Origin of the sequence: Herbiconiux liukaitaii (assembly GCF_041927495.1) — a bacterium.
GTDB classification, from domain to species: domain Bacteria; phylum Actinomycetota; class Actinomycetes; order Actinomycetales; family Microbacteriaceae; genus Herbiconiux; species Herbiconiux liukaitaii.
Genome location: NZ_JBHFHG010000004.1, coordinates 655,175 through 666,162 on the forward strand (window position 1 = coordinate 655,175; position 10,988 = coordinate 666,162).

Annotated in this window: 7 protein-coding genes; 6 read left to right on the plus strand and 1 reads right to left on the minus strand. The window is 70.3% G+C overall.

All coding sequences use genetic code 11. The annotated features are described in order from the left end of the window. Positions 1-76: 76 nt before the first annotated feature. Positions 77-877: a carbon-nitrogen hydrolase family protein gene (locus ACEXQC_RS10765; RefSeq protein ID WP_374821580.1), complete on the minus strand. Its 801-nt coding sequence runs from the start codon at positions 875-877 to the stop codon at positions 77-79. Positions 878-1,118: 241 nt separating this feature from the next. Between ACEXQC_RS10765 and ACEXQC_RS10770 the strand changes: the two genes are divergently transcribed. The 6 genes from ACEXQC_RS10770 (at position 1,119) to ACEXQC_RS10795 (ending at position 10,983) form a co-directional block, all read left to right on the plus strand. Next, positions 1,119-2,525 carry an HNH endonuclease gene (locus ACEXQC_RS10770; protein WP_374821582.1) on the plus strand — a complete coding sequence of 469 codons (1,407 nt, stop codon included), beginning with the start codon at positions 1,119-1,121 and terminating at the stop codon, positions 2,523-2,525. Between the two features lie 219 nt (positions 2,526-2,744). Next, complete coding sequence (locus tag ACEXQC_RS10775; RefSeq protein ID WP_374821584.1) at positions 2,745-3,329, plus strand: TetR/AcrR family transcriptional regulator; 585 nt, start codon at positions 2,745-2,747, stop codon at positions 3,327-3,329. A 139-nt stretch (positions 3,330-3,468) separates the two neighbouring features. Next, positions 3,469-6,537, plus strand: coding sequence for an MMPL family transporter (locus ACEXQC_RS10780; protein WP_374821586.1), 3,069 nt, complete (start codon positions 3,469-3,471; stop codon positions 6,535-6,537). Next, positions 6,534-8,645: a YhgE/Pip family protein gene (locus ACEXQC_RS10785; protein ID WP_374821588.1), complete on the plus strand. Its 2,112-nt coding sequence runs from the start codon at positions 6,534-6,536 to the stop codon at positions 8,643-8,645. Before ACEXQC_RS10780 ends, ACEXQC_RS10785 begins: the two co-directional genes overlap by 4 nt. 128 nt (positions 8,646-8,773) lie before the next feature. Further along, entirely contained in the window at positions 8,774-10,030 is a 1,257-nt protein-coding gene (locus ACEXQC_RS10790; RefSeq protein ID WP_374821591.1) for an MFS transporter, read from the plus strand. A gap of 26 nt (positions 10,031-10,056) precedes the next feature. Next, on the plus strand, positions 10,057-10,983 hold the full coding sequence (locus tag ACEXQC_RS10795) for an LLM class F420-dependent oxidoreductase (RefSeq protein WP_374821594.1): 927 nt from the start codon (positions 10,057-10,059) through the stop codon (positions 10,981-10,983). The last annotated feature ends 5 nt before the right edge of the window (positions 10,984-10,988 follow it).

Sequence of the window (10,988 nt, forward strand, 5' to 3'; positions counted from 1 at the left end):
TCTTTCGGGGGAGGGATGGGGATGTTGGTGCGGGGTGCGGGGTGCGGGATGCGGGTTGCGGGGATGTTCGGGTGCGTTACGACGCAGGGTGCGGCGTTCCGTACAGCTCGGGGCGGCGGTCGTGCAGATAGGGGTTCTCGCGTCGGCCGCGGGTCACGGCGTCGGGATCGATGGTCGCCAGGAGCAGGCCCTCGGTGTCGGTGCCGCCGAGGGAGGCGAGGGTCGTGCCGTCGGGGGCGGCGGCGCTGCTGAGTCCCACGTAGTCGAGCTCGCCCTCCGATCCGCTGCGATTGATGTAGACCACGTGCACCTGGTTCTCCCAGGCGCGAACGGGGATGAGCTTCTCGGCGATGTGCGCGTAGGGGGCCATCTGGGCGGTGGGGACTATGACGGCGTCGACTCCCCGGTCGGCGGCGGCGCGCACGGTCTCGGGGAACTCGACGTCGTAGCAGATGAGGAACGACAGGCGAACGCCGTGCAGCTCGATGGGATCGGGCAGGCGGTCGCCGGCCACGAACAGCGTGCGGTCGAGGTCGCTGAACAGGTGGGTCTTCGCGTAGCGCAGCAGTTCGACGCCGTTCTCGTCGACGACCACCACGGCGTTCTGCAGGCCGCCATCGCGGGGGATCGGCAGACCGGCCGCGATCGCGATGCCCGCCTCGCGGGCGACGGTGGCGACGCGCTCGGGCAGATCCTTGGAGGCCACCTCGGCCAGCCGGTCGCCGATGTTGTAGCCCGTGATGAACATCTCGGGAGTCACGAGCAGTCCGGCGCCCGCCTCGCGGGCCGCGTGGGCGGCCTCGGCGACGATGCGCAGGTTGGCCTCGACATCGCCGGCGACGCCGCCGTGCTGAAGTCCGGCAACGGTGAGGGACATGCTGCTCCTAGAGGGCACTGACACCAGACCCCGACAGGCCCGGCCCGGACTATCCGGCCCCGCCATTCAAACAGATCACTTTGACCCCTTTGATTACCGAATTGTTTCCATCATGTTTCAAAATCCATGACCGAACCCATCCCATCTCGGGCAAGCGCGTAGCGCGCGGCAGCCCCATTCGCCTCCTGGCCGGATGGCTGGGTCGGTCTCAGTGTCAGTGGCTGGTGATTGAATAAATCTCATGAAGCCGATCTTCTCCGAGACACCCACTACGGGTAGCGACGCCGTCGAGCGGTGCGACGAGAAGTTCCGCATGGCGGTCGTCAGGTTCACGCGAGCGGATCGGATGATCGCCGCACTGCAAGCCCGCCAGGCCCAGGCGCTCGCTCAGGCGGTCGAGGCGTGTGAGGCGAGGGCGGAGATCCTCGCGGGGTCGTTGACTCCGGATGGCCGTGAGTGGGCTCGTCGCCTGGTGAAGTCCGAGGTCGCCACAGCAGCACGCCGTTCCGAGGGCACGATCGTCCGCCTGATCACCGACGCAGAAACGCTGGCGAACGACTTGCCCGACACCCTCGCCGAACTCGGCACAGGCAAGATCTCCTACGCCCACGCACGATCGATGGTCGCCCACGCAACCTCGCTTCCGGCGGAGTCACGAGGTTCATTCGAGCAGGCCGTCCTGCAGCGGGCGAAGGAGTGCAACGCCGCCCGCTTCGACGACGCCGCGCGCCGTCTCCGTGAGACCCACCACCCCGACTCCATCAGCCAGCGCGCGAAGAAGGCATACGAGGATCGGGCTGTCTGGCTCGATGCGGAGCGAGATGGCATGGCCACCCTGCATCACCACTTGCCCGCAGTTGATGCCCTAGCGATCCACGACGTCCTCGACCAGGCCGCTCGAGCAGCCCGCTCCGACGCGGAGCCCCGCACCCAGGCGCAGCTCCGCTCCGACATCCTCGCCAACACCATCCTCGGCCGCACCGACGGCGCCCTCGGCTTCACGCCCACCATCATCGTCACCGTCCCCGCGGCCACGATGGTCGGATGCGAAGGCGACGCTGGCGAGGAGAGCCTCGATGAGCACGCAAAGTTGCACGGGTACGGCCCCATCGACCCCGACCTAGCGCGACGCCTGGCCGCGGAGGCCCCCACCTTCCTCAAGGTGCTCGTGCACCCGGGCACGGGCGACACCATCGAGGTCGCCGGCCGCTACCGCATCCCCGCCGCCCTCCGCGAAGCCCTCATCGTCGCCGACGAGCACTGCCGCTTCCCCGGCTGCGGCCGCCGAGCCGCCCGCTGCGAACTCGACCACACCGAGGATTGGGCCCTCGGAGGCCGCTCCACCGCCTCCAACCTCGCCCACCTCTGCACCAGCCACCACCACTTGAAGCACAATGGCGGCTGGAAAGTCACCCGCCCACCCGGCGCCCCACCAGGATCACGCGAACTCGAATGGCGCTCCCCCCTCGGAGCCACCTACCGCACCACCCCACCCACCCGGCACTCCACCGCGCCACCCACCCAGCACCCCACGACCCCTCCCTCCCGGCATTCCGCCACCCCGCCCACTCAGCAACCCACCGCGCCACCCATCCGGCATTCCGCCGCGCCGCCCTCGCGTCCTGCGGCCGATCCGCCACCTTTCTGATCCCTGCCGCGGACGGTCGCCTTCCGGGGCGCCGTGCCTCCGTGCCTCCGTGCCTCCGTGCCTCCGTGCCTCCGTGCCACCGCGCCTGCGCGCCTTGCCGCGCGCGCGCTGCGGCCGGGGTGGCGGGGGCAGCCTGAGGGGTGGGCGATGCTGATAGGTGGCTTGGAATCTGACCGATCGTTCAGGCGCTGACCGATCGGTCAGATTACGCTCGAAACCGTGCCCACTCCCCACCCGATCGCCCGCCCGCAGACCGATGTCGCGGCCGAGATCCGAGCGATCGCCCTCGAGATGTTCGCCGAGCACGGCTACACCGGCACGAGCCTGCAGCAGATCGCCGACGCAGCCGGCTACTCGAAGTCGAGCGTGCTCTACCACTTCCGCTCCAAGGAGTCCCTCTTCGAAGAGGCACTCGCCCCCTCGGTGGCCCAGATCGAGGTGTTCCTCGACTCGATCGTGGAGAAGGCCACCTCCGACGACCTGCGCGGCCAGTTCACCGCCGACTTCGTCGACCTCCTGCTCGCCCACCGCCTCGCCGCCCACATCATCATCAACCAGGGCCAGACACTGTCCGACATCCCCACGGTGGACAGGGCACGAGGCCTGATCGAGCGCATCGGGCAGTCCTTCATGTCGGACCTGCCGAGCACGAAGCAGCGCATCCGCCTGGGTGTCGCCCTCGCCGGCGCGGCCTACATCATGGTCGCCACCCGCCCGAGCGCCACCGAGACCGAAGACATCGACGAGGTCAGGGAAGCCCTCATCGACGTCGTCGGCGAACTCATCACCCCCCTGTCGGTCTGACCGAGCCGAGACAGCACCACCGAACACCACAGCACCAGAACACGAACGCAAGAACACCAGAACACCAGAACACCAGAACACCCGAACACCAGAACACCCGAACACCACCCGAGACACCGAACACCCGAGGAGCTTCCCTGTGGCCACCCTGCTCTACCGCATCGGCCGATTCGCCTACCGCAAGGCCTGGTACGTCGTCATAGCCTGGGCCCTCGCCCTCGCAGCGGTCCTCGGCGGCGGCCTCGCCCTCGGCGGGCAGTTCTCCGAGAGCTTCACGATCCCCGGCACCGAGTCGCAGCAGGCCATCGACAAGCTCGAGAACCTCTTCCCCTCCGCCGCCGGAGCCGCCGCCACCGTGGTCATCACGGCCCCCGAAGGCGCGAGCGTGAACGACGATGACGTCACGCAGGAGATCACCACCCTCTCCGATGACATCGCCGACTTCGACCAGGTCGCCGCCGTCGTCTCCCCGTACTCCGAGTACGCCACCAACGCCATCTCCGAAGACGGCACCACCGCCCTGCTCAAGGTGCAGTTCGACGGCCCCTCCACCGAGGTCACCGACGCGACCCTCGAAGAGCTCCAGGCCGCCGGCGACACCCTCGAGGCCGACGGCATGACCGTCTCCTACGGCGGCGAGGTGTTCCAGAACACCGAGGTCGGCCTCACCCCCACCGAGGCCATCGGCGTGCTCTTCGCCGGCTTCGTGCTCTTCATCACCTTCGGCTCCCTGCTCGCCGCAGGTCTCCCGCTGCTCACCGCCCTCATCGGCGTGGGCATCTCGATCGGCGGCATCATCGCCGTCTCCGCGGTCTCCACCGTGTCGAGCACGGCACCCATGCTCGCGGTCATGATCGGCCTCGCGGTGGGAATCGACTACGCCCTCTTCATCCTCTCGAGGCACAGATCCCAGCTGGCGGATGGACTCGAACCCGAGGAGTCGGCGGCCAGATCCGTCGCCACCGCAGGCGCGGCGGTGCTCTTCGCCGGACTCACCGTCATCATCGCGCTCCTCGGCCTGCTCGTCGTGGGCATCCCCTTCCTCTCGGTGATGGGTATCGCCGCCGCGTTCGCCGTGTTCATCGCCGTGGCGATCGCCACCACCCTCCTGCCCGCCATCATGGGCATCGCCAAGGGCAAGCTCATCCCCAAGCCGGGATCGCGCGCAGCCCGCCGCGCCCTCGCCGCCAAGGCGCTGGAAGCCCAGGAGGAGAACCAGGCAGAGAACCAGGCAGCGAACCAGGCAGAGAACCAGGCAGCGAACCAGGCAGCGAACCAGGCAGAGGGCACGGCCACCGCAGGCAAGCCGCTCAAGCCCTCCCTCGGCGGTCGCTGGGTGGCCCTCGTCATGAAGGCCCCGATCGTGTTCATCGTGGCCGTCGTCGGCCTCCTCGGCGTGGCCTCCATCCCCGTGGCGAGCCTCGACCTCAACCTCCCCACGGCCGCTTCGCAGGCCGAGGGATCGACCGCCCGCACCGCCTACGACACCATCGCCGAGAAGTTCGGCGCCGGCTACAGCGGCACCATCGTGGTCGTGGCCGACATCACCCAGACCACCGACATCCAGAACGACCTCGAGGGCATCCGCAGCGACCTCGAAGCGGTCGACGGCGTCGCCACGGTGGGCCCCGGCCTGCCCGACGAGACCCTCGACACCGCCATCTTCCAGGTGGTCCCCACCACAGCCCCCGACTCGCCTGAGACCAAGGAGCTCGTGGAGCGCCTCCGCGACATGAAGGGCGAGATCGAGGACGAGTACGGCACACCCTTCGTGGTCAGCGGTCAGACCGCCGTGGCCATCGACGTGTCGACGCAGCTCACGAACGCGCTGCTGCCCTTCGGCATCCTCGTGGTCGGCCTCTCGATCATCCTGCTCGCCATGGTGTTCCGCTCCATCGCCGTGCCCATCAAGGCGGCCCTCGGCTTCCTGCTCACGGTGGGTGCCTCGTTCGGTGTCACCGTGGCCGTGTTCCAGTGGGGCTGGCTCGCCGACCTGCTGCACGTCAACGCCACCGGCCCCATCATCAGCTTCCTCCCCATCCTGCTCATGGCGATCCTCTTCGGTCTCGCCATGGACTACGAGGTGTTCCTCGTCTCCGGCATGAGGGAGGAGTACGTCAAGTCGAAGGATGCGCGGCGCGCCATCCGAATAGGGTTCCAGCAGGGAGCACGGGTCGTCACGGCCGCGGCGCTCATCATGTTCTTCGTCTTCTTCGCGTTCGTGCCCGAGGGCGACGGGCCCATCAAGGCCATCGCGCTCGCCCTCGCGGTCGGCGTGGCCGTCGACGCCTTCCTCGTGCGGATGACGCTCGTGCCCGCCGTCATGACCCTGCTCGGCGACCGCGCCTGGTACCTGCCCAAGTGGCTCGACCGCCTGCTGCCGAACGTCGACGTGGAGGGTGAGAGCCTGCGCGAGCACATCGAGCAGCGCAAGTGGACAGAGGGTCGCGACGACGCCGTGAGCGCCGAGCGCCTCGAGGTGGAGGGTGCGGGTGCACCCGCGACCTTCCGCATCCCCGCCGGGGCCGTCGCCGTGCTCACCGGGCCCACCGCCTCCCGCCGCCTCGTGGGCGCGGCGATCGCCGGCCGCATCGCGCCGAGCGCAGGGCACCTCCAGGTGCTCGGCCTCAGCGTGCCGTCCGAGTCCGGCGCCGTGGCCAAGCGCGTCACGCTCGTCGACCTCGAATCGCGCCGACTCGACCTCTCGACCACCGTGGGCGACGCCCTCGGCGAGCGGCTGCGGCTCTCCCGCGGCTGGTTCCGCGCCGTGCCCAAGGGAGCGGCCGAGCACCTGGTCGACCGCGTCAACCGGGCGCTCCAGCCCATCGAGGGCGAGCGGTCCATCACCATCCACCGCACGTTCGGCGAGCTGAGCCCCATGGCGCAGTCGCTCGTGACGGTGGCCCTCGGTGTGGCCGACGGCGCCCGAGTGCTCGTGATCGACGCCGGAGACGACGACGCCGCCCACCCCACCACCCCCGACTTCGTGCGGGCCGTCGCCGGCATCGCCGAGCGCGAGACCACCGTGCTCTTCGGCGCCGAGAGCCTGCACGCGGTGCACGCCGCCACGGACGCCCCCACCGGCATCCGCCCGCTCGTGCGCATCGATCTGGACGACGCCGCAGCTCCTGGCATCTCCGACACCACCCCCGCCACCGTCGGCACCCCGCAACGCACCTCCGACCTGCCCGAGGAGGGCAACCGATGAGCACCTCGACCACCATCCCCACCCCCCGGTCACGGCGGCGCACCAAGATCGCCCTGATCGTGATCACCGCGCTCGCCGTGGTGCTCACCCCCTTCGCGGTCAACGGACTCTTCGCCGGTGCCCTCGCGGATGCCGACACCAACCTCTCCTCGGTGCCGGCCGCGGTCGTGAACAACGACAAGATGACCACCACCACGAACGCCGACGGCACGGAGTCGGTGAACTTCGCCGGCCGCGCGGTGGTGACCGAGCTCACCGGCGGCGACGACACGGGCTTCGACTGGAACGTCACCAACTCGGCCGATGCCGAGAAGGGCCTCGCCGACGGCACCTACTACGCCGTGCTCACCATCCCCGAGGACTTCTCGGCGAGCATCAACACGCTCGCCACTCCCGACCCCGAGCAGGGCCTCATCCACATCACGACCGACGACTCGCACGGCTACCTGCAGGGCATCCTCGCCTCGACCGTGGCCACCGCCGTGCAGGCGGGCTTCGGCCAGCAGATCACCGCCCAGGTGGTCAACGGCATCTACACGAGCTTCGACACCCTCGGCACGAGCCTCTCGGATGCGGCCGACGGAGCATCGCAGCTCGCCACCGGCGCCGACGGCATCGCCACGGGCGGCACCCAGCTCGCCGACGGCCTCACCCAGCTCAGCACGGGAGCAGCCTCGGCCACCACGGGAGCCTCCGAGCTCGCCTCCGGCCTCGGCCAGCTCTCCGACGGCGCCACCCAGGCCGCCTCGGGCGCCACCCAGCTCAGCTCGGGAGTAGCGCAGTACACGGGCGGTGTGAGCGATCTCGCCACCGGGCTCGGCACCTTCAAGACGCAGACCACCGGCCTGGGGGCGCTCGGGCAGGGACTCGTGAACTACACGGGAGGCGTGACCCAGAGCGCTCAGGGCGCTGCGAATCTGGCGGCCGCCGCGGCTGCCGATCCGACTGTCCCCGCCTACATCACCGAGGGTCTCGCCGGGCTCTCCGGTGGTCTGCAGCAGCTCGACGCCGGCAGCGCGTCGCTCAGTGCAGCGGGCCAGGGCCTCCCCGCCCTCGAAGCGGGCATCGCGAGTGCAGCCGACGGAGCCGCGACCCTCTCCGCCGGTGGCGGCGAGCTCGCCAGCGGTGCCGCAGGCCTCGACTCCGGCGTCAACCAGCTCGCGGCCGGGCTGCAGCAGACCGCCCCAGGTGCCAGCACCCTCGCCGACGGCGTGGGCCAGCTGAGCACGGGGATCGCGCAGACGGTCCCCGGCGCGCAGCAGATCGCCACGGGTGCCGACCAGCTCGGCGCTGGCGCCACCACCCTCGCCGACGGCCTCACCACGGGAGCCGACCAGCTCTCGGCGAACGTCTCGGGTGACGGCGAGGCCGCCTCCGAGGTCATCGCACAGCCCGTGACGGTCGACGTGACGAGCCAGAACCAGGTCAGCGACATCGGCCAGGTGGTCTCCACCATCCTGCTGCCCGTCGCTCTGTGGCTCGGCGCGCTCGCCATGTTCCTGTGGCTGCGGCCGTTCTCCCGCGGCGTGCTCGCCTCCTCGGTCTCGACCGGTCGGCTCACGCTCCGCACCTTCGGCCGGGCGGCCATCATCGCCGCCCTCCAGGTGGTGCCGCTCGTGGCCTTCCTGCACCTCGCCCTCGGAGTTGCGTGGAGCTCACTTCCCGCCACCCTCGGCTTCTCGCTCGCGGTCGCGTTCGCGTTCACGGCCTTCCACCAGCTGCTCGCCACGGCGTTCGGCCGGGTCGGCGCCATCATCTCGCTCGTGCTGCTCGCGCTGCAGCTCGCCTCCACGGGCGGGTTGTACCCGGTCGAGATTCTCTCGGGTCCGTTCCAGGCCATCAGCGCCGTCAGTCCGCTGGGCTACGCGGTCGGCGGCATCCAGGCCATCCTGACCGGCGGATCGGCGTCGACCGTCGGCACGGCCCTCGGCGTCATGGCCGTCATGCTCGTGCTCAGCCTGCTGCTTTCGGGAGCTGCACTGGCGCGCAGGCGCCGACCCGTGGAGCTCGGCTGGGTGGTGCCCATCCCGAACCAGGCGGGGCCCGCCACGACCGGTCGCCGAAGCGGGCCGCGGCCTCAGGCGGTCGCGATCGGCTCGCGCGCGTAGAGGGTCTGACCCGAGTGCGCCGCAGGTCGTTGACGCGCGTAAAGTAGAAGCCAGCTCCGCACCCCCTTCACCGATGACGGCCCGCCGTCGGCGGAGCGCGGTGCGCACGGGAGCAGGACACCCCTCCGATGGATCGACTGAGCCGAGCGGTGAACTCGCCCTCCGCGCGTTTCCCGTGGGTGCTCGTGGCCGGCATCGTCTGCATCGGGTTCATCCTGCGCGGGCCGATCGTGGCGGTCGCCCCGGTCTCGGGCCTCATCGGCTCCGACCTCTCGCTCTCGGCGGCGCAGATCGGGCTGCTCACGAGCCTGCCCGTGCTGTGCTTCGCCATCATGACGCCGTTCGCCTCGATCTTCGTGGGCAAGGCGGGCGCCAACTTCGCCACCACCGTCGCCATCCTCGGTGTGGGCATCGGATCGATCGTGCGCTCGGCGGGCGGGGTCGAGGACACGTTCACGGGCACGATCGTGATGGGTGCCTTCATCACGATCGGCAACGTCGTCATCCCCGTGCTCATCCGGCGCGATGTGCCCGCGGCGCGCGTGGGGATCGTGACCGGGGCGTACACCTCGGCCATGAACGTGAGCTCGATGATCACGACGCTCGCCACCGTGCCGCTCGCGGCCGCCTTCGGGTGGCGGGGTGCGCTCGCGGCCTGGATCGGGTTCGTGGTGCTCGCGGCCGCCGCCTGGCTCGTCGCCACCGGGCGGGGGGCACTGCGCTGGGGTCCGCTCAAGCCCGCCATCGAGACCGGGGCGTTCGAGACCGTCGCCATCGACACCCGCGGCATCCCCATCGCCGCTCCCGAGCCGCGCACGTGGCGCAACCTCTCGGCGGTGCTTCTCGCGCTCGCCTTCGCCGGCCAGGCGTTCTCGTACTACGGTCTCACCGCGTGGCTGCCGAGCATCCTCGTCGACGAGATCGGGTACTCGGCCGAGGCGGCGGGCACGAGCTCGTCGATCTTCCAGATCGCGGCCGTGGTGGGGGCGCTGGGGGTGCCGTTGCTCTCGCAGCGGATCGGGATCCCCATCACGTTCGCTGCTGTCTCGGCGCTCTGGATCAGCTTCCCGGTCGGCATGATGCTCGCGCCCGACGCGTGGCTGGCGTGGGGGTTCCTCGGCGGGGTGGCGCAGGGCGGCGGCATCACGATCGTGTTCATGCTCATCGTGCAGCTGTCGCTGACCGGAACTCACGCGAGGCGGCTCTCCGCGATGGTGCAGGGGGTCGGCTACGCGCTCGGGGCCACGTCGCCCGCGCTGGTCGGGGCCGTGCACGATGCGACGGGTGACTGGACGCTGCCCATCGGGGTCGTGCTCGTCTCCACGCTCGTGTTCGCCGGGGCCGGGCTCGCGGGGGCCCTTCGGGCCACGCGGCGGCGGCGTTGACGGCGGGCCCGTCCTAGGCTGGAGGCGTGGACTTCAGAATCTTCACCGAACCCCAGCAGGGCGCCACCTACGACGAACTCCTCGCGGTGGCCAAGGCCACGGAGGAGCTCGGCTTCGACGCGTTCTTCCGCTCCGACCACTACCTGCGCATGGGCGACGGCGATCCGGGCCCCGGCCCCACGGATGCCTGGACCACGCTCGCCGGACTGGCGCGCGAGACGTCCCGCATCCGACTCGGCACGCTCGTGTCGTCGGTGACCTACCGCTACCCCGGCATCCTCGCGATCCAGGTGGCTCAGGTCGACCAGATGTCGGGTGGGCGCGTGGAGCTCGGGCTCGGCACCGGGTGGTTCGAGGAGGAGCACCGGGCGTACGGCATCCCGTTCCCGCCCAAGCGGTTCGACCTGCTCGAGGAGCAGCTCGAGATCGTCACGAGCCTGTGGGCCACCGAGCCGGGGGAGACGTACTCGTTCTCGGGTGAGCACTACTCGCTCGAGAACTCGCCGGCCCTGCCCAAGCCCGTGCAGTCGCCGCTGCCCGTGATCGTGGGCGGCAAGGGGGCCAAGCGCACGCCGCTTCTCGCCGCGCGGTATGCGAGCGAGTTCAACGTGCCGTTCCCCGATCCCGGAACCCTGCCCGGCCTCTTCGAGAACGTGCGCCGCACGTGCACCGAGCTCGGTCGCGACCCCGACAGCATCGTCTACTCGGCGGCGTTCGTGGCGGCGGCGGGGGCGGATGACGCGGAGGTCGCCCGTCGCGCCGCCGCGATCGGGCGCGAGCCCGCCGAGCTGCGCGAGAACGGGTTGGCGGGAACGGCCGCCGAGGTCGTCGACAAGCTCGCTGCCCTCCGCGAGCAGGGCGTCTCGCGCGTCTACCTCCAGATCCTCGACCTCCACGACCTCGACCACCTCGACTTCCTGGCCCGCGAGGTCCTCCCGCAGCTGGAGCCCTGACCGCC